At 65.9% G+C, this 18,974-nt stretch carries 18 protein-coding genes; 10 read left to right on the plus strand and 8 right to left on the minus strand.

Annotated elements, in window-relative coordinates; translation table 11 throughout:
- Positions 1-297: 297 nt before the first annotated feature.
- Positions 298-3,087, minus strand: a complete 2,790-nt coding sequence (locus ACMZ91_RS19730) for a TonB-dependent receptor plug domain-containing protein (RefSeq protein ID WP_049460707.1) — start codon at positions 3,085-3,087, stop codon at positions 298-300.
- Positions 3,088-3,301: 214 nt separating this feature from the next.
- On the opposite strand from ACMZ91_RS19730, the gene apbC reads away from it, so the two are divergent.
- Both apbC and dcd read left to right on the plus strand, forming a co-directional pair.
- Positions 3,302-4,156, plus strand: a complete 855-nt coding sequence (apbC, locus tag ACMZ91_RS19735; RefSeq protein WP_026347084.1) for an iron-sulfur cluster carrier protein ApbC — start codon at positions 3,302-3,304, stop codon at positions 4,154-4,156.
- 77 nt (positions 4,157-4,233) lie between these two features.
- Positions 4,234-4,806 (plus strand): dCTP deaminase, encoded by a 573-nt coding sequence (dcd, locus tag ACMZ91_RS19740; RefSeq protein ID WP_010483020.1) that lies wholly within the window; start codon positions 4,234-4,236, stop codon positions 4,804-4,806.
- Between the two features lie 96 nt (positions 4,807-4,902).
- On the opposite strand, the gene ACMZ91_RS19745 is transcribed toward dcd, so the two are convergent.
- The 3 genes from ACMZ91_RS19745 to ACMZ91_RS19755 are packed head-to-tail and all read right to left on the minus strand — an operon-like array spanning position 4,903 to position 6,176.
- Entirely contained in the window at positions 4,903-5,070 is a 168-nt protein-coding gene (locus ACMZ91_RS19745; protein ID WP_005418011.1) for a LiaI-LiaF-like domain-containing protein, read from the minus strand.
- Positions 5,071-5,085: 15 nt separating this feature from the next.
- Entirely contained in the window at positions 5,086-5,508 is a 423-nt protein-coding gene (locus tag ACMZ91_RS19750; RefSeq protein WP_414578294.1) for an HIT domain-containing protein, read from the minus strand.
- Entirely contained in the window at positions 5,505-6,176 is a 672-nt protein-coding gene (locus tag ACMZ91_RS19755) for a dienelactone hydrolase family protein (RefSeq protein WP_414578292.1), read from the minus strand. The genes ACMZ91_RS19750 and ACMZ91_RS19755 overlap by 4 nt, the downstream gene beginning before the upstream one ends.
- 205 nt (positions 6,177-6,381) lie before the next feature.
- On the opposite strand from ACMZ91_RS19755, the gene rimO reads away from it, so the two are divergent.
- Complete coding sequence (rimO, locus tag ACMZ91_RS19760; RefSeq protein ID WP_049398716.1) at positions 6,382-7,743, plus strand: 30S ribosomal protein S12 methylthiotransferase RimO; 1,362 nt, start codon at positions 6,382-6,384, stop codon at positions 7,741-7,743.
- Positions 7,740-8,576 carry a DUF3025 domain-containing protein gene (locus tag ACMZ91_RS19765; RefSeq protein ID WP_414578597.1) on the plus strand — a complete coding sequence of 279 codons (837 nt, stop codon included), beginning with the start codon at positions 7,740-7,742 and terminating at the stop codon, positions 8,574-8,576. Before rimO ends, ACMZ91_RS19765 begins: the two co-directional genes overlap by 4 nt.
- A 158-nt stretch (positions 8,577-8,734) precedes the next feature.
- Here ACMZ91_RS19765 and greB read toward each other — a convergent pair whose 3' ends face one another.
- Positions 8,735-9,241, minus strand: coding sequence for a transcription elongation factor GreB (gene greB, locus ACMZ91_RS19770; protein ID WP_032128239.1), 507 nt, complete (start codon positions 9,239-9,241; stop codon positions 8,735-8,737).
- A gap of 78 nt (positions 9,242-9,319) precedes the next feature.
- Complete coding sequence (locus ACMZ91_RS19775) at positions 9,320-10,825, minus strand: helicase HerA-like domain-containing protein (RefSeq protein WP_279912817.1); 1,506 nt, start codon at positions 10,823-10,825, stop codon at positions 9,320-9,322.
- Positions 10,826-10,947: 122 nt separating this feature from the next.
- Here ACMZ91_RS19775 and ACMZ91_RS19780 point away from each other — a divergent pair, with 122 nt between their 5' ends.
- A complete protein-coding gene (locus tag ACMZ91_RS19780; RefSeq protein ID WP_414578595.1) occupies positions 10,948-12,552 on the plus strand; it encodes a transglycosylase SLT domain-containing protein in 1,605 nt (534 codons plus the stop codon).
- Between the two features lie 22 nt (positions 12,553-12,574).
- The gene (locus ACMZ91_RS19785; RefSeq protein ID WP_107433337.1) at positions 12,575-12,922 is read left to right on the plus strand and encodes a ribonuclease E inhibitor RraB; all 348 of its coding nucleotides are present in this window, start codon (positions 12,575-12,577) and stop codon (positions 12,920-12,922) included.
- 112 nt (positions 12,923-13,034) lie between these two features.
- On the opposite strand, the gene asd is transcribed toward ACMZ91_RS19785, so the two are convergent.
- Both asd and ACMZ91_RS19795 read right to left on the minus strand, forming a co-directional pair.
- Positions 13,035-13,877 (minus strand): archaetidylserine decarboxylase, encoded by an 843-nt coding sequence (gene asd / locus ACMZ91_RS19790; RefSeq protein WP_125895651.1) that lies wholly within the window; start codon positions 13,875-13,877, stop codon positions 13,035-13,037.
- Positions 13,874-14,524 carry an SCO family protein gene (locus ACMZ91_RS19795; RefSeq protein ID WP_006381470.1) on the minus strand — a complete coding sequence of 217 codons (651 nt, stop codon included), beginning with the start codon at positions 14,522-14,524 and terminating at the stop codon, positions 13,874-13,876. Before ACMZ91_RS19795 ends, asd begins: the two co-directional genes overlap by 4 nt.
- Positions 14,525-14,646: 122 nt before the next feature.
- Between ACMZ91_RS19795 and prmB the strand changes: the two genes are divergently transcribed.
- From prmB to ACMZ91_RS19815, 4 genes are all read left to right on the plus strand, one after another.
- The gene (prmB, locus tag ACMZ91_RS19800; RefSeq protein ID WP_414578083.1) at positions 14,647-15,576 is read left to right on the plus strand and encodes a 50S ribosomal protein L3 N(5)-glutamine methyltransferase; all 930 of its coding nucleotides are present in this window, start codon (positions 14,647-14,649) and stop codon (positions 15,574-15,576) included.
- Complete coding sequence (gene aroC / locus ACMZ91_RS19805) at positions 15,573-16,676, plus strand: chorismate synthase (protein ID WP_005410486.1); 1,104 nt, start codon at positions 15,573-15,575, stop codon at positions 16,674-16,676. The genes prmB and aroC overlap by 4 nt, the downstream gene beginning before the upstream one ends.
- Positions 16,669-17,706, plus strand: coding sequence for a 2-hydroxyacid dehydrogenase (locus ACMZ91_RS19810; RefSeq protein ID WP_049460694.1), 1,038 nt, complete (start codon positions 16,669-16,671; stop codon positions 17,704-17,706). The genes aroC and ACMZ91_RS19810 overlap by 8 nt, the downstream gene beginning before the upstream one ends.
- A 93-nt stretch (positions 17,707-17,799) precedes the next feature.
- Positions 17,800-18,828 carry an aspartate-semialdehyde dehydrogenase gene (locus ACMZ91_RS19815; protein ID WP_012511725.1) on the plus strand — a complete coding sequence of 343 codons (1,029 nt, stop codon included), beginning with the start codon at positions 17,800-17,802 and terminating at the stop codon, positions 18,826-18,828.
- The last annotated feature ends 146 nt before the right edge of the window (positions 18,829-18,974 follow it).

Raw genomic sequence — 18,974 nt, forward strand, 5'->3', positions numbered from 1 at the left:
TCGGCTTAACGATCTGTTCAGTTGCATTCCATTCAGCCGGACCGTAACACGCACTTAACGCAGGGAACACACGATCGTCATTTCGTCAATCGGGCTTTTGCCTGAAAAATGGCGGTATATCAATGACTAACGCCAATTGTTTTGGAGTGTTTCAAAAGATGGCGATATGAAAGACATTCTTTCGTAGTGCATTTGCTGCTTCTGCATCAATGCTTTACCGAAGGCTTCCTGGAACCAAAAAAAAGGCCCCGCCGAAGCGGGGCCTGGTCCAGACACGAAGTCCGGAAAACGACGGGATCAGAAGTTGTACTTGACCTGGGCCGAGATCTGGCGGCCGTAGACGCTGTAGAAGCCGTCATTGAACGGGGTCGATTCGTTGCCCGGGTAGTTGTAGCGCTGGCCTTCCGGCAGCTTGTTGAACACGTTGTTGACCATCAGCGACAGGACCAGATCTTCCTGTGCCTGGTAGTTCATGCTCAGGTTGTACGTGGTGTACGAACCCCACTTGCCGGCCTTGGCGCCGGAGGAGTGGACGTAGCCGTAGCTGCGGCCGGTGTAGGCCAGGTAGTTCGGGGTGCTGCCGACGTAGTTGGCGTACACGGTGGTGGTGAACTTGGCGATGTTCCAGGCCACCGACAGATCGCCGCGGACCTTGGCGAAGTTGTCGTAGTACCACATGTTGTACGGATCGCTCAGCAGATCCAGCTTGGCGGCACCCGGCATCGGCTGCACTTCACGCTTCAGCATGTTGGTGTAGTTGCCGGAGAACATCAGCGAGCCGAAGCGGCCGATATCCTGCTGGTACTTGGCCGCCACGGTCACCGCTTCCAGGTTCTGGCTGGCAACGTTGAGCTTCGGCGTGTACACGCGGGTCAGGTTGCCACCGGCATCGCGGGACACCCAGTTGGTCACGTCACCGCAGCTGGCCGAGGTGTTGTTCGGCAGGCCGTTGTGGCACTGGTACTCGGCCAGCAGCAGCTGGTCGCTGCTGAGGGTCTTGACCTCGTTCTTGATCTTCCAGTTGTAGTAGTCGGCCGACAGCGAGAAGTTGCTGACCGGAGCCCACACCACGCCTGCGCTCCAGACGTCGGCGGTGATCGGCTTCAGGTCCGGGTTGCCGGACTTTTCGCTGTACACCGAAGTATTCTTGTAGAACGAGCAGGCCTCGTCACGCAGGCCGTAACCCATCTGGCTGCAGCGGTAGTAGTCGTTCTGGCCGGACGAGTACGAACCGCTCATGCCCTGGAAGGCATCGGACAGGGTCGGTGCGCGGAAAGCGGTACCGTACTTGCCGCGCAGCAGCAGGCTCTCGATCGGACGGAATTCCAGACCGATGCTGTAGGTGGCCTTGTCGACGGTCTTGTCGGCGATCTTGAAGGCGTCATAGCGGCCCGACGCGCTGACGGTCAGCTTGTCGTGCAGCGGCATGCGCAGCTCGCTGGTGACCGCGTAGTTGCTGCGGTGGCCGGCACCGGCGACGGCGGTGGTGCCCCATACGTTGCCCTTGACGAACGCCTGGTCCGGCGAGTAGTCCCAACCTTCGCTGCCACCTTCCAGCACAACGGCCAGGCCGGCGTCACCGCCCGGCAGGCTGAACAGCGAGCCGTTGGTCACCTGCACGCGGCCCAGGTTCTGCCAGGTCTTGCTGCGGTGGGTACCGTAGCCGGTGAAGCTGGCGAACTGGTCCGGAGTGATCGGCGAGTAGAAGGCCGCGTAGTCCGGGTTGTAGATGTCGAAGCCATCAGCGGTGGTGCCCAGCTTGGGGCCCAGCACGTTGTCGCCGAAGAAGCCATCGATCTTGTCCTTCCAGCGCACGAAGCGGTTCTGGTCCAGGCGGTACTCACCACGGGTGAAGCTGGCGCTGTAGTCCCAGTCGCCGACCATGCCCTTGCCGCCCAGGGTGACCTGGTAGGCACGGCTTTCGTCGGAGTTCATGATGTTGTTGTAGTGGCCCGGGCCGATTTCTTCCGGCGCGAAGGCGCGCTGCAGGTTCACGACCTTGCCCAGGCCCTGGTCGTAGAAGCTGCCCAGGCTCGACTTGGTGCCCCACCACAGGGCGCTGGAGCCGGAGGTGAACTCGGTCTTTTCCTTGCTGTACAGCACATCGGCGAACAGCTGGAAGTTGTCGTTCACGTCGAAGGTCATCGACGAGTAGAACTGGCCGCTGTTCTTGCCGTTCTTCAGGGTCTTGTAGCCGGCGCTGTACACCGAACCGCAGGACTCGCCCGACGGGCGCTGGCCGACCACAGTGGTGCCGTCATACAGCCCAGCGACGTTCGCGCAACGGCTCGGGTCCATCATCAGCAGCTTGTTGTCAGCGTTGGTGATGACGGCGAAGTCGTTCGACGGAACCTGCGCGGTGTAGCCGACCGGGTTGTTCTGGCGGGTGATGTCGCGCTGGTAGCCCCAGATCGGGCTGCCGTTCTCGATCTGCACGTTGAACAGTGCATGGAAGCGGTCGTCGAAGGCGTTGATGCCCTTGGCGGCGCTGAAGCGGATGTTGCTGCCACCGCCTTCGGTGTAGGTGCCGCCACGGAGGGTCATGGTGCCGCCGTCCATGCGCTCCTTCAGGATGATGTTGACCACACCGGCGATCGCGTCCGAGCCGTACAGCGAGGACTGGCCGCCCGGCAGCACTTCGATGCGCTCGACGATGTCGATCGGAATGCCGCTGATGTTGTTGAAGGTTTCGCTGCCGTTGTACAGCGCCGGATACGAGAGCATCGGGCGGCCGTTGATCAGGTACTTGGTGTAGCCCGGGTTCAGGCCGAACATGCCGGCAGCTTCGGCGCCCTGGGTGAACGAACCCGAGGTCTGGCCACCCTGCAGGCCGCCGGTGGTCAGCGACGACTGCTGCAGCACTTCAGCAACACTGCTGAAGCCGCGGGTCTGGATGTCTTGGGCGGTGATGGACATCACCGGGGTCTGGGTTTCAACCTGGGTCTGCGGGATCAGCGAACCGGTGACGGTGATCTTGTCCAGGTTGGTCGCCTTGTCCTGGGCCATTGCCGGGGCGGCGGCCATCAGAGCGGAAATCAGGGCGACGGCGAGCGTGTTGCGACGTGCGGTGTTGCTTACGTAGTTCATGTAGTTCCATTGGAGAGCAAAAACAAAAACGGCACTGCGCATGCGCCATCGCGCGGGCTGGAAATGCCAGCTCCGCAGCCCAAAACAGTGCGGGTCGAACGTAACATGAACTTAACAATCTGTGCACGAATCTGTAGCAATCCTGAATTTCAGTCAGGTTACGTCCAGCTTGTATGATGCTCGGTTATTCCCCCTGACCCCGCCGGTGCTCGTTGTGAACAGTTCTCCCCGCCGTCCCCATGCAAGCCAGGTCCAGAAGGGACTTACGCCGCATGCCCGCATCCGCAACGTGATCGCGGTTGGTTCGGGCAAGGGCGGCGTCGGCAAGTCGACCACTGCGGTCAATCTGGCCGTGGCCCTGCAGCAGCTCGGCGCACGCGTGGGCGTGCTTGATGCGGACATCTACGGGCCGAGCGTGCCGGCCATGCTGGGCCTGTCCGGTCGCCCGGAAAGCCCCGACAACAAGAGCATCGAGCCGCTGCGTGCGTTCGGCGTGGACACCATGTCGATCGGCTACCTGATCGAAGAAGACACGCCGATGATCTGGCGTGGACCGATGGCCACCTCGGCGATGACCCAGCTGTTCAATGACACCCTGTGGGATGACCTGGACTACCTGCTGATCGACCTGCCACCGGGCACCGGTGACATCCAGCTGACCCTGACCCAGAAGATCCCGCTGGCCGGCGCGGTGATCGTCACCACCCCGCAGGACATCGCCACGCTGGATGCGAAGAAGGCGCTGAAGATGTTCGAGAAGGTCGAGGTGCCGGTGCTCGGCATCGTCGAGAACATGGCGGTGCATACCTGCAGCAGCTGCGGGCATGTCGAGCACCTGTTCGGCGAGGGCGGCGGCGAGCGCATGGCCGCGCAGTACGGCGTGCCGTTGCTGGGTTCGTTGCCGCTGCAGATCGGCATCCGCGAGCAGGGCGATTCCGGTACCCCGATCACCGTGGCCCAGCCGGATTCGGTCCCGGCCCAGGCCTACCGCCATGCCGCCCAGCGCCTGATCGAGGAGGTTGGCAAGCGTCCGCGTGCCTCGATCCCGATCCTGTCGTCGCTGCTGTAAGTGCCAGGGCAGGGGCCGCCGGCGACGCCCGGCCCCCTGCTAGAATCCTCGCGCCCCCTCGTACCCCAGGACAAAGCATGAGCATCAAGAGTGACCGTTGGATCCGCCGCATGTCCGAGCAGCACGGCATGATCGAGCCGTTCGAGGCCGGGCAGGTCAAGCAGGCCAACGGCGAGCGCATCGTCAGCTATGGCACCTCCAGCTACGGCTACGACGTGCGCTGCTCGCGCGAGTTCAAGGTGTTCACCAACATCAACTCGACCATCGTCGATCCCAAGCACTTCGACCCGGGCAGCTTCGTGGATATCGTCGGCGATGAATGCATCATCCCGCCCAACAGCTTCGCGTTGGCGCGCACCGTGGAGTACTTCCGCATCCCGCGCGACACCCTGGTGGTGTGCCTGGGCAAGAGCACCTACGCGCGCTGCGGCATCATCGTCAACGTGACCCCGCTGGAGCCGGAGTGGGAAGGCCACGTCACCCTGGAATTCAGCAACACCACGCCGCTGCCAGCGCGCATCTACGCCAATGAAGGCGTGGCGCAGATGCTGTTCTTCCAGGCGGCCGCCGATGACATCTGCGAGACGTCGTACCGCGATCGTGGTGGCAAGTACCAGGGCCAGACCGGCGTGACCCTGCCGCGGACCTGAGCGGCGCGCCATCGCATGACGAAAACGCCGGGCATGCCCGGCGTTTTCATGGGTGCGGCCACACGCTGCGCTCGCCGGGCATGGCCCGGCGCCAGCTTATTTCCCGCGACCGAACAGCATCGCGATGCCCACGCCCACCAGTGCCACCGGCCACCAGGTCAACAGCAGCTTGGACAGGTTCAGGTGCGTCCAGCCGAGATTGCTGGCGAGCATGAACAGGCCGATCAGGATCAGCAGGACGGCGGCAACGAGGTTGAATCGCATCGGGTCGGCAAACGCTCAGGACTGGGCTGGATATCCTAGCCGTTCCTTCCAGTAGGCGACATGCTGGTCCAGCGCACCCGGCTCGTAGCGGTGCGCCTGGCCGCTGCCCCAGACCGGGCCCGGCCAGGCCGGATCACCGTCATGGCGGCCGATCACATGGAAGTGCAGCTGGCGCACGATGTTGCCCAACGCCCCGATGTTGATCTTTTCCACCCCGTCGGCGCCCTTCAGGGCCTTGCAGGCGCGGTTGAGCTCGGTGCGCAGCTTGTCCTGCTGCTCGCCGTCCAGCTCGATCCACTCGGTCACCCCGGCCAGGCGCGGTACCAGTACCAGCCAGGGGAATCGTTCGTCGTTCATCAGCCGCACTTGCGACAACGGTCCTTCCGCCACCAGCACGCTATCGGTGGCCAGGCGTGAATCGAGTTCGAATTCGCTCATCCAAGATGCTCCGAGAAGAAGTCCAGGGTGCGTTGCAGCGCCAGGGTGGCGCTGTCTGGATCATACGCATGTCCGACCTCCCGGTTGAAGGCGTGATCGGCCGGATAGACATAGGTGGCCATCTGCGGCAGCTTCTCACGGTGGGCCTGGACCGCTTCCGACGGGATGCTGCGGTCCTGGGCACCGAAGTGGAAGATCACCGGGGCCTTGGGCATTTCGTCGAGGAACTGCACGTTGCGCGCACCGTAGTAGCTGACCGACGGCAGCCCCAGGCGCACTGCGGACAGCATCGCCACCGTGCCGCCCCAGCAGTAGCCGACGGTGCCGACCTTGCCCTGCGGTGCCAGCCGGGTTGCCGCGGCCCGCACCACCTCCAGCGCCCGTTCCATGCCCAGCGCGCCAACCCGTTCCAGGCCCTGTTTCACGCCTTCGGCGTCGTAGGGCAGCGCGTCCGGATCGGCGTCGGGGCCGTCGAGCAGGTCGAAGAACGAGGGCGCCAGCACCGCATAGCCTTCAGCCGCGAAGCGCTCGGCCACGCTGCGGATGTGCGGATTGGCGCCGAAAATTTCCTGCACCACCACCAGGCCGCCGCGCGCGGTGCCTTCCGGCAGGGCCTGCCAGGCCCGTACCGGGCCGTGATGCGTATCCAGGGTGATCCACTCGGCCATCGTCATCTTCTTCGTTGCTGGGAACAGAGCTGCATTGTCGGTGCTGCGCCGGTTAGCGCGGCGTCAGCGGTTGTGCGTGATCGGGCGGCTGGCCGTTCAGAGCGTGGCCGCCAACCCCGGTATACTGGCGCCCTTTCAGGCCCCCGGCCCCCAGGAACCCCTGCCATGCCGGCAGGGGCCCAGGCCCCCAGAGTCCCGCGATTCCATGTCCCAGCTGAACCCCAAAGTCGGCTTCGTCAGCCTTGGCTGCCCGAAGGCCCTCGTCGATTCCGAGCGCATCCTCACCCAGCTCCGCTCGGAAGGCTACGACATCGTCCCGTCCTACGATTCGGCCGACGTGGTGGTGGTCAACACCTGTGGCTTCATCGATTCGGCGGTGACTGAGTCGCTGGATGCCATTGGCGAAGCGATGAACCAGAACGGCAAGGTGATCGTCACCGGTTGCCTGGGCAAGCGCCCGGAGCAGATCCGCGAGGCGTACCCCAACGTGCTGGCGGTATCCGGCCCGCAGGATTACCAGAGCGTGATGGAAGCGGTGCATGAAGCACTGCCGCCCAAGCACGATCCGTTCGTGGACCTGGTGCCCGACTACGGCATCAAGCTGACCCCGCGCCACTACGCCTACCTGAAGATTTCCGAAGGCTGCAACCACAAGTGCAGCTTCTGCATCATTCCGTCGATGCGCGGCAAGCTGGTCTCGCGCCCGGTTGACGAGGTGTTGCGTGAAGCCGAGCGCCTGGTGCGTGGTGGCGTGCGTGAACTGCTGGTGGTTTCGCAGGACACCTCGGCCTACGGCGTGGACGTGAAGTACGCCGAGAAGATGTGGCGCGACAAGGCCTACCAGACCCGTTTGAAGGCGCTGTGCGAAGGCCTGTCCGAGCTGGATGCGTGGGTGCGCATGCACTACGTCTACCCGTACCCGCACGTGGACGAGGTGGTGCCGCTGATGGCCGAAAACCGCATCCTGCCGTACCTGGACATCCCGTTCCAGCACGCCAGCCCGCGCATCCTGCGCCTGATGAAGCGTCCGGGTGCGGTCGAGAAGACCCTGGAGCGCGTGCAGAACTGGCGCCGCATCGCCCCGGACATCACTGTGCGTTCGACCTTCATCGTTGGCTTCCCCGGCGAGACCGAGGCCGAGTTCGAAGAACTGCTGTCGTTCCTGGACGAGGCACAGCTGGATCGCGTCGGTGCGTTTGCCTACTCACCGGTCGAGGGCGCCACCGCCAACGACTTGCCCGATGCCGTGCCGGAAGAAGTGAAGCAGGAGCGCCTGGCCCGTTTCATGGAGAAGCAGGCGCAGATTTCCGCCGCGCGCCTGGAAGCCAAGATCGGCACCGTGCAGCAGTGCCTGGTCGATGCCATCGAAGGTGACATCGCCGTGGCCCGTTCCAAGGCCGATGCGCCGGAGATCGATGGCCTGGTGCACATCCAGAATGCCGACCAGGTGCCGCTGCGCGTGGGTGAGTTCGTCGACGTGGACATCACCGAGAGCGACGAGCACGACCTGTACGGTGACGCGCTGCCGGCCGCCACCCGCCCGGCATTCGATCTCAAGATGCTGTGACCGCGGCGACGGCCGCCGCCGGTGACGGCAGCGGCGCCCGCCGCTTCGTGCCGCCGCCGCGTGCGGCGGTCGATCCACAGGTGTTCGGGCACCCGGTGTTTGCCGGATTGCGCGACGTTCGTGATCTGTTGGAAGGCCCGGAGTGGCCGTCCATTGCAGCGCTCGAGGCACGCCTCGCGCTGCCCGGCAAGCAGCTGGTCGAGCAGGATGCCAGGCTGCTGGCCGACGGCCTGCACTACGAAGCCCGCATCGCACAGGGCCGCATCGCCACCCGCGCCGACAACTGGCATGACCTGTTCAACGCACTGGTGTGGGCCCACTACCCGCAGCTCAAGCAGGCGCTCAATGCGCAGCAGTGCCGGCATATCGAGGCGATGCCGCCGGGTCAGCGCAACCGCGCGCAGGCGGCACTGACCCAGTTCGACGAAACCGGCGTGATCGTGCGTGTGCGCGATCACACGCTGCTGGCTGCCTGGGATGTGCACGACTGGTGTGCGCTGTTCGAATCGAGACACTGGCTGAGCGGTGACATCGCCATCGCTGCGGTATTCGGGCACGCGCTGATGGAGCAGGCGCTGCTGCCGGGCCGCCGGCTGGTGGGCAAGTGCGTGGTGGTGCACGGCAAAGCCGATGACACCTGTGTTGACGCGGTGACCGCGGCCATTGCCGAAGGCAGGGCAGTGACCGATCCCCTGCAGTTGCGTCCGCTGCCGTTGGCTGGAGTTCCGGGCTGGCACGAGAGACAGGACGCCGACTTCTATGCAGATGCCGCGTACTTCCGCCCGTTGCGTGCCGGCCGCCAGTATCCGCCGCCGTTGCACGGGGCTATGTAGAGTCGACTGTCAGTCGACTGCTCTTCGTTCCGAGGCCGTGAACGCCTGACAGATGGCTTCGGCGAGTCATCAACCGCGATTGAGGATCGCGGTGCGTTTGCCGTCCGGCTGCGGAGGTTTGTGCCGCGCTTCGCGCGGTAGTCGACTGACAGTCGACTCTACAACGGCTCGTATTCCACCCCGATTACCGCAAAGGTGAACTGGCCGCCGGGCAGCTCCACCGAGAATTCATCATCCAGCCGCTTCTTCAGCAGTGCACGTGCCAGCGGCGAATCGATGCTGATCCAACCCAGGCCTGCGTCGGTCTCATCCGGGCCGACAATGCGATAGCGGCTGGTGTCGCCACTGTCCACGTTCTCCAGTTCCACCCACGCACCGAAGAACACCGCCTGCGGATCGGTCGGCGTGGTGTCGACCACGCGCAGCGATTCCAGCCGCTTGGTCAGGTAGCGCACGCGGCGGTCGATTTCACCCAGCTGCTTCTTGCGATAGGTGTACTCGGCGTTTTCCGAACGATCGCCTTCCGCTGCAGCAGCGGCCAGCGCCTTCACCACCTCCGGGCGGCGCACGCGCCACAGCTCATCCAGTTCGGCCTTCAACCGGGCGTGGCCGGAGGCGGTGATCAGGGCGGTACTCTTTTCTGCAGGGGGGCGCCAACGCGACATGTGGTGCGACTTCTTTTCAGGGGAACGATGGGGCCGGGTCCTTTCCACAGGAAAGGCCTCCGACCCCGGGAGGGCAGGTCAGCGTTTGCCGCCGAAGATGCCGCCCAGCAGGCCGCGCACGATCTGGTTGCCCAGCTTGGTGCCAACGGTACGCGTGGTCTGCTTGGCCATGGTCTCGATCATGCCCTGGCGGCGCTTGGTGCCGAAGATCGCATCCTTGATCGCCTGGCCGAAACCGCCTTCCTGCGCTTCGTCCTGCTCGCGGCTGCGGGCGGCGGGAGCCTGCGCCTGCTCGACTGTTTTCTGCGCACGCTGGGCCAGCAGCTCGGCGGCCGATTCGCGGTTGATCGCGGTGTCGTAGCGGCTGCCGACCGGGCTGCCGGCACGCACCTGGGCGCGCTCGGCCTCGGTGATCGGCCCCATCCGGCAGCGCGGCGGTGCGATCATCGTCTGCTGCACCGGCATCGGCACGCCCTTGTCCTGCAGCGTGGAGACCAGTGCTTCGCCGGTGCCGAGCTGACTGAGCACCTTGGCCACGTCCAGCTTCGGATTCGGCACGAAGGTCTCGGCAGCGGTCTTCACCGCCTTCTGGTCGCGCGGGGTGAACGCACGCAGTGCGTGCTGCACGCGGTTGCCGAGCTGGCCGAGGATGTTGCCCGGTACGTCGTCGGGGAACTGCGAGCAGAAATACACGCCCACGCCCTTGGAGCGGATCAGGCGCACCACCTGCTCGATGCGCTGCACCAGCGAGGCCGGTGCGTCGTCGAACAGCAGGTGGGCCTCGTCGAAGATGAAGACCAGCTTCGGCTTGTCCAGGTCGCCCACCTCCGGCAGCTGCTCGAACAGCTCCGACAGCAGCCACAGCAGGAAGGTGGAATACAACTTGGGCTTGAGCACCAGCTGGTCGGCGGCGAGGATGCCGATCACGCCGCGGCCGTCGTGATTGACCCGCATGATGTCGGCCAGTTCCAAGGCCGGTTCGCCGAAGAAGTTCTCGCCGCCATCCTGTGCCAGGCGCAACACCGAGCGCTGGATGGCAGCGATCGACTGTGCGCTGACCAGGCCGTACTCGGTGGAGATGTCCTTGCGTTCTTCGGCAACCAGGCCGAGCAGAGCGCGCAGGTCATCCATGTCCAGCAGCAGCAGGCCGCGATCGTCGGCCAGCTTGAATACGATATCGAGCACCCCGGCCTGGGTGTCGTTCAACTCGAGGATGCGTGCCAGCAGGGTCGGGCCCATTTCGCTGACCGTAGTGCGCACCGGGTGGCCGAGCTTGCCGTACAGGTCCCAGAAAATGGTCGGGCTGGCGGCCGGCGCGTAGTCGGCCACGCCGATCTCGGCGGCGCGCTTGAGCAGGTTCTCGGCACCGGTGCCGGGCACGGCCAGGCCGGACACATCGCCCTTCACATCGGCCAGGAACACCGGCACGCCCAGCCGCGAGAAGCCCTCGGCCAGGGTCATCAGGGTCACGGTCTTGCCGGTACCGGTGGCGCCGGCCACCAGGCCGTGGCGGTTGCCGAGTTTCGGCAGCAGGGTGACGGCAATATCGTCGGTGATGCCTTTGCCGAGCAGAATCGGATCCATGGTCCAGCCCTTGTGGTGAATAGCCCAATGTTAACCGCCGGCGGTGACGGGCCGAAGGTCGGCTTGCCCGGACCTTGGCGGCGCCGCTACTCTGCCTGCCTGTTTCGCACACAGTGCCATCAATGCCCGTTCCTGTCCTGATTTCCCGCGGTTGGCCGCTGCTGGCCCTGGCCGGCCTGGTTTCCCTGGCGCCCGACGCCCATGCGCAGCGGGTTTCGGCCCGGGACAAGGTGAAGGTGGATGCGCTGCAGCAGCGCATGACCGCCGCCGAGAAGCGCTACAGCGATGCGCTGCTGCTGGTCGCCAATGCCGACCCCAAGGGCAGCAACGAGGCGGACGCCGCGCTGGAGGACATGGAAGATGTCCTCAACGACTGCGTGAAGCAGAAGGGCTGCCAGATGGGCACCCTGCTGGCCAGCTACAAGCGCCTGCTCAAGCATGATGCTGATGCCGCTGCCAGCGATGACGTGGCCGATGAGGGTGGTGACCGCCTGGAAGCCGACCCCGACCATATCGGCCCGCTTACCGCCGACGTGCCGGAGGCCGCGCGCGCTGCAGCGCTGCTCAACGACAAGCGACATGCCTTCGACACCATGGTCGAGTACAACCCCGCCGTGCAGGCCGGCATCCGCCGCTGGTTGACCGACATGCGCCCGGCGCTGCTGACCAGCTACGAGAACTACCAGAACCTGCGCGCGGTGATGTGGCCGGAGTGGGAAAAGCGTGGTCTGCCGGAGGCGCTGCTGTTCGGCATCATGGCCAAGGAGTCCAACGGCCGTGTGCATGCCTCCTCGCGTGCCGGCGCCGCCGGGCTGATGCAGTTCATGCCGGCCACCGGCCGCCGCTTCGGCCTGGGCCCGGACGGCACCGGCTTCGACACGCGCTTTGACGCACGCAGCGCCGCCGAAGCCAGCGCCAGTTATCTCAACGAGCGCCTGCGCGAACTGAACAACAACGTGGAAATGTCGGTGGCCGCCTACAACGGTGGCGAAGGCCGCGCCGCGCGCGTGTTCAAGCAGAGCGGTGGCCAGAGTTTCTGGACCGACAGCGTCTACAACCAGTTCCCCGGTGAAACCAAGGATTACGTGCCGATGGTGATCGCCGCGGCCTGGATCTTCCTGCACCCGCAGCAGTACGGCGTGGAGCTGCCGAAGATCAGTGCGCAGCCGGCCACGCTGCGCCTGGCCAAGTCCACCACCATCTACGAACTGACCATCTGCCTGGGCAGCCACGGCACCCGTGATGGCTACATGCGCGCGCTGCGCAATCTCAACCCGCGCTATGAGGCCGATGGCTGGATTCCGGCCGGCACGCTGATCAACGCCACCACCCGCATTGCCAGCCTGTACCAGCGCAACTGCGTCAGTGGCCCGCGTGCCGACCTGGCCCGCACGCTGATCACCGCCGATCTGAACGCAGCAATCAAGCGCCCGGCCGCGACCAGCTACACCGGGAGCGTGGCCGTGGGCGGCGTGGTGCCGGTGGCCGATGCGGCCGCGTCCACCAGCGTGCCGACCACGCCGGTTGCTCCGGTGGCCACGCCGCGCCCGGCGGCGCGCCCGAAGCCGGTGCGCAGCCACAAGGTGGGCCGCGGTGAAACCCTGGGTGCCATCGCGGCCAAGTTCCAGTGCGACGTGCCCACCCTGGCCCGCGCCAATGGCCTGAAGGCCCCGGCCTACAGCCTGCGCCACGGCCAGACGCTGAAGCTGCAGGGCTGCGACAAGTAATCCCCCCGACCCTGGAATCCGCATGGACCTCGAAGACACCCGCAACCTGTTCGCCAACCTCCGCGAAAACACCGACTGGGACATCACCGGCCCGTTGCTGTGGGGGTACTTCTTCGTGCACTCCACTGCCGAGCCGTTGCAGGCACTGGCGCAGCACCTGCAGGCGCAGGGTTACACCTTCGTGGAATTGTTCGAACAGGATCCGGAAGAGGGCGACGCGCCGTTCCACGTGCTGCATGTGGAGCGCGTGGAGATCCACGACGAAGCCTCGCTGGACCGCCGCAACCAGGAATTCGCTGCCCTGGCCGCGGAAAAGGGCGTGGAAGACTACGACGGCATGGACGTCGGCCCGGCTCCGGCCCTGCAGTAACGCGCGTACCGGTAGTGCCGGCCGCTGGCCGGCATTCCGTTGTGGAAAAAGGGGACGGAGGGGATTAAGTCGTTTATGCATAAACGACTTAATCCCCTCCGTCCCCTTTTTGTCAGCGCAGCTTCGCCAGCGCCTGGCCCAGCTGCACCGGGCTTTCAGCACCCAGCTGCGGGGCGAACTCGGCCACGCCCGGCGGCAGCAGCACGATCACGGTCGAGCCGTAGTTGAAGCGCGCCATCTCGGCGAAGCGCTCCAGCTGGATGCCCTGGCCGCGGTAGTCCTTGCGGGTGATGCGGTCACCGTAGGCCGGAATTTCTTCGCCGCTCCACACGGTTTCCACACCGGACACCAGCAGCGCACCGACCATCACGCTGACCATCGGGCCGAAGCTGGTGTCGAAATGGCAGACCAGGCGCTCGTTGCGCGCGAACAGGCGCGGCACGCCGTTGACGGCGGCCGGGCCGACGCTGAACAGGCGGCCGGGCACGTGCACGGTTTCGCGCAGGGTGCCGGTCCACGGCATGTGCACGCGGTGGTAGTCGCGCGGCGACAGGTACACGGTGGCGTACAGGCCTTCGTTGTACGGCTTGGCGTCCTCGTCACTGCCCAGCAGTTCGGCGGCGGTGAACGACTGGCCCTTGGCCTGGAAGATGCGGCCGGCTTCGATCCTGCCGAGCTGGCTGATGCGGCCGTCGGCCGGCATCACCAGGCTGCGCGGATCGGCATCGGCCACGCGCGCGCCCGGCTTCAGTGCACGGGTGAAGAACTGGTTGAAGGTGGCATAGCTGCGCGGGTCCGGGTTGGCCGCTTCGTCCAGATTGACGTTGAACTTGCGGGTGACCGTGTCGATCAGCCAGCGCGACACGCGCGGATCGTCCGAGTACGCCAGCGAACGCGCCATCGAGGACAGCAGGCGGTGGGGCAGGGCGTACGTCAGGGCGGTGGTGAGGCTCATGGGGCGGTTTTCTCGGTCAGCTTCTGCAGGTCGCGGGCAATGGCCGGCGCGTTGAACGGGGGCCGCACCAGGCCGGCAAGGCGGCCCTGCGGGTCGAGCACGGCCAGGCTGGCCGAGTGCTCGACGGTGTAATCCTCGGGGTTCTCGTCGAAGTGCTTGCCCGGCACCTTCTGGAACACGAAGCCCAGCGAGGTGGCGAAGCGCTCCAGCGAGGGCACATCGGCGGTGGCGGCCAGAGTGTCCTTGTGGAAGCCGTGCACGTACTCGCCGAGGCGGGTGGCGCTGTCACGGTCCGGGTCGACCGAGATGAACAGCACGCGCGGGCGCAGGCTGTCGGGCAGGGCCTCCCACTGGTTCTGCGCGCCGGCCAGCTCGGCCAGGGTGGTCGGGCAGACGTCCGGGCAGAAGGTGAAGCCCAGGAACACCAGGGTCCAGTGACCCTTCAGTTCGCCCGGGATCAGGCGGGTGCCGTCGGACTGGGCCAGATTGAAGTCGGGCAGTTCGCGCGGCTGCGGGTACAGCGTGATCGCTTCGGTGGCCGGGGCATTGGCCGGCGGCTTCGGCGCGAACACCTGCTGGGCGGCCAGCAGGCCGAGACCCGCCGCCAGGGCGATCAGCAGGATGATGCCGGCGTTGCGATTGAACATGGGAGCCCCCGCGCGAAGTGGGCTCCATCATACCGGCTGCGGCTCGATCGTTTCTGCCGCAACGGATGCCGCCGCGGGCGCCAGCCCCTATAATCGAGGGCCACTTTGCCCGCAGTACCGCCATGACCGCTGAAACGGCCGCCGAACTCCACACGATCATCGATCTGATCCGCTACGGCACCAGCCGTTTCAACGAAGCCGGGCTGACCTTCGGGCACAGCTACGACAACGCGCTGGATGAAGCGACCCAGCTGGTGCTGCACAGCCTGCACCTGCCGCACGATCTGGGGCCGGCCTACGGCCAGGCGCGCCTGCTGCAGGAAGAGAAGGTGCGCGTGCTGGAACTGTTCCAGCGTCGCATCGACGAACGCATCCCGGCCGCCTACCTGACCGGTGAGGCCTGGTTCGCCGGCCTGAGTTTCAAGAGCGACGCGCGCGCCCTGGTGCCGCGCTCTCCGATCGCCGAGCTGATCGAGTGCGGTTTCGAGCCGTGGCTGGCAGGTCGTGACGTGCATCGTGCACTGGACCTGTGCACCGGTTCGGGCTGCATCGCCATCGCCATGGGGCACTACTACCCGAACTGGGAAGTGGACGGTGTCGACCTGAGCGACGACGCGCTGTCGTTGGCCGAGGAGAACAAGGAGCGCCTGCAGGCGCACAACGTGACCCTGCTCAAGTCGGACCTGTTCAACGGCCTGACCGGTCGCCACTACGACCTGATCGTCACCAACCCCCCGTACGTCACCAACGACGAGACCGATGCCCTGCCGCAGGAATACTCCTACGAGCCGGAGATGGGCCTGCGTGCCGGCGACGACGGCCTGGACCTGGTGCTGAAGATCCTGCGCGATGCCCCGCTGCACCTGAGCGAAGACGGTCTGCTGATCTGTGAAGTGGGCGAGTCCGAGCAGCACCTGATCAAGCTGCTGCCGGAAGTCGACTTCGCCTGGATCGAATTCAAGGTTGGCCAGATGGGCATCTTCGCGGTCGAATGCCGCGAGCTGATCGCCCACAGCGCGCGCATCACCGAACTGGCGGCGCAGCGCCCGTGAGTTCCAATTCGTTCGGCAAGCTGTTCACCGTCACCACGTTCGGCGAGTCGCACGGGCCGGCCATCGGCTGCGTGATCGATGGCTGCCCTCCGGGGCTGGCGCTGGACGCGGCCGAATTCGCCCACGACCTGCAGCGTCGCGCTACCGGCAAGAGCCGGCACACCTCAGCGCGCCGCGAGGCGGACGAGGTCGAGATCCTGTCCGGCGTGTACGAGGGCCTGACCACCGGCACGCCGATCGCCCTGCTGATCCGCAACACCGACCAGCGCAGCAAGGACTACGCCAACATCGGCCAGCAGTTCCGGCCGGGCCATGCCGACTACAGCTACTGGCACAAGTACGGCATCCGCGACCCGCGTGGCGGCGGCCGTTCTTCGGCACGCGAGACCACCATGCGCGTGGCCGCCGGCGTAGTCGCCAAGAAATGGCTGGCCGAGCGCTTCGGCGTGACCGTGCGCGGCTACCTGTCGCAGCTGGGCGACATCACCCCGGCCGGTTTCGACTGGTCGGCGGTGGAAGACAATCCCTTCTTCTGGCCGCACGCCGCACAGGTGCCGGAACTGGAGGCGTACATGGATGCCTTGCGCAAGTCCGGTGATTCGGTCGGTGCGCGCGTGGACGTGGTGGCCGACAACGTGCCGCCAGGCTGGGGCGAGCCGATCTACGGCAAGCTCGATGGCGAACTGGCCGCCGCGCTGATGAGCATCAACGCGGTGAAGGGCGTTGAGATCGGCGACGGTTTCGCCAGCGCCGCACAGAAGGGCACCGAACACCGCGACCTGCTGACCCCGCAGGGCTTCGCCAGCAACCATGCCGGCGGCATCCTCGGTGGCATTTCCACCGGCCAGCCGGTGGTCGCGTCGATCGCGTTGAAGCCGACCTCCAGCCTGCGCCTGCCGGGCCCGTCGCTGGACACGGCCGGCAACGTGGTCGAGGTGGTCACCACCGGTCGCCACGATCCCTGCGTCGGCATCCGCGCCACTCCGATCGCCGAGGCGATGGTGGCGATGGTGCTGATGGACCAGGCGCTGCGTCATCGCGCGCAGTGCGGCGATGTCGGCACGATCACCCCGCGCATTCCCGGGCAGATCGATGGCTGACACGCGGCCGACCGTGTGGGTGAGCCAGCCGCTGATCGACGCGGCCATCGCGCCGCTGCGCGATCGCGTGCAGCTGCGCAGCACCGACACCGTCACCGCCTGGTCGCCCGACCAGATCGCCGAACAGCTGGCCAGCGCCGACGGCGCCATCATCACCCTCAACGAGCGCATCGGTGCGGCCCAGGTGGCCGATGCCGCGCAGCTGCAGGTGATCGCCAATGTCGGTGTCGGCTACAACAACCTGGACGTCGACGCGCTCAGCGCGGCCGGCATCCTCGCCAGCAATACCCCGGACGTCCTGACTGAAACCACCGCCGATCTCGGTTTCGCTCTGTTGATGGCCACCGCGCGCCGCATCACTGAATCCGAGCGCTGGCTGCGCGAAGGCCAGTGGCAGCAGTGGTCGTTCCAGACCATGCTCGGTGCCGACATCCACGGCAGCACGCTGGGTATCCTCGGCATGGGCCGCATCGGCCAGGGCATCGCCCGCCGCGGCGCGCATGGTTTCGGCATGAAGGTGCTGTACCACAACCGTTCGCAGCTTCCGGCCGCGATCGAAGCGGAGGTGGGGGCCCGTTACGTTGACCTGGACACGCTGCTGGCGCAGGCCGATCACCTGCTGCTGGTGCTGCCGTATACCCCGGCCTCGCATCACCTGATCGATGCCGCTGCACTGGCGAAGATGAAGCCGTCGGCGACGCTGGTGAACATCGCCCGCGGCGGCCTGGTCGATGAGATCGCGCTGGCCGATGCGCTGGCCAACGGCCGCCTTGCTGCAGCGGGTCTGGATGTGTACGAAGGCGAGCCAAAGGTACGCCCCGAACTGCTGGCGCTGCGCAACGTCGTGCTCACTCCGCACATCGGCAGCGCCTCGCTGGCCACGCGCACGGCGATGGTACAGCTGGCCGTGGATAATCTGGTTGCCGGGCTCGGCCTGGACGGCGGCCCGTCGCGCATGCCGAGCGCGATCAACGCTGACGCGGCGATGGCCGCGCGCGTGACTCTGGGCAAAAAAACCGGGAAACGATAGGGAACCTCCGCGCGCCCCGCTTGAGGAGGTTCCCCGAACCCAGCTGTCGTGCGTGTTTTTTTCCCCATCCCCGTTTTCGTGAGAGTTTCCCCCATGAGCAATGCACAGCGCAGTTTCCACGTCGCCGTCGTCGGTGCCACCGGTGCGGTCGGCGAGACCATGTTGTCGATCCTGGCCGAGCGTGATTTCCCGGTCGGCACCCTGAGCGTTCTCGCTTCCGAGCGTTCGGCCGGCGGCGAGATCGAGTTCAACGGCCAGAAGGTCAAGGTCCAGGACCTGGCCACCTTCGATCCGAGCGGCGTCGAGATCGCCCTGTTCTCGGCCGGCGGCAGCGTGTCCAAGGAATACGCACCGAAGTTCGCCGCAGCGGGTGCGGTGGTGATCGACAACTCCTCGGCCTTCCGTTACGACGATGACGTGCCGCTGGTGGTGTCCGAGGTCAACCCGGAGCAGGTCGCCAACCGTCCGCGCGGCATCATCGCCAACCCGAACTGCTCGACCATGCAGATGCTGGTGGCGTTGGCACCGCTGCACCGCAAGTACGGCATCGAGCGCATCAACGTCTCCACCTACCAGTCGGTGTCCGGCGGTGGCCGTTCGGCAACCGAGGAACTGGGCAAGCAGACCGGCCAGCTGCTGAGTTTCCAGGAAATCGATCCGCAGCGCTTCCCGGTGCAGATCGCCTTCAACCTGATTCCGCACATCGACGACTTCCAGGACAACGGCTTCACCAAGGAAGAGATGAAGCTGATCTGGGAGACCCGCAAGATCCTCGGCGACGACAGCATCCTGGTGAACCCGACTGCGGTGCGCGTGCCGGTGTTCTACGGCCACTCCGAGTCGGTCGCGATCGAGACCCGCGATAAGGTCACCGTGGCCGAAGCACGCGCGCTGCTGGAGCAGTCGCCGGGCATCGAAGTGGTCGATCGTCACGAAGCCGGTGGTTACCCGACCCCGGTCACGCATGCGTCGGGCACCGACGCGGTATACGTCGGCCGCATCCGTGAGGACCTGTCGCACCCGCGCGGCCTGAACCTGTGGATCGTGTCGGATAACGTGCGCAAGGGCGCGGCGTTGAATGCCGTGCAGCTGGCCGAGCTGGTCGCCGCCGAGCAGCGCTGATCACAGCGGTTGCCTCACCGGTAGTGCCGGCCGCTGGCCGGTATTGCCGTGATGGGGGCGTGCGTGTATGCCGGCCAGCGGCCGGCACTACCGAAGGTCTCCCATCGGTGGGTGCGGACCCCGGTCCGCACGCTTTATAGTGTCGC

The sequence above is a fragment of the Stenotrophomonas sp. FR024 genome, assembly GCF_047500745.2.
Classification (GTDB): Bacteria; Pseudomonadota; Gammaproteobacteria; order Xanthomonadales; family Xanthomonadaceae; genus Stenotrophomonas; species Stenotrophomonas maltophilia_A.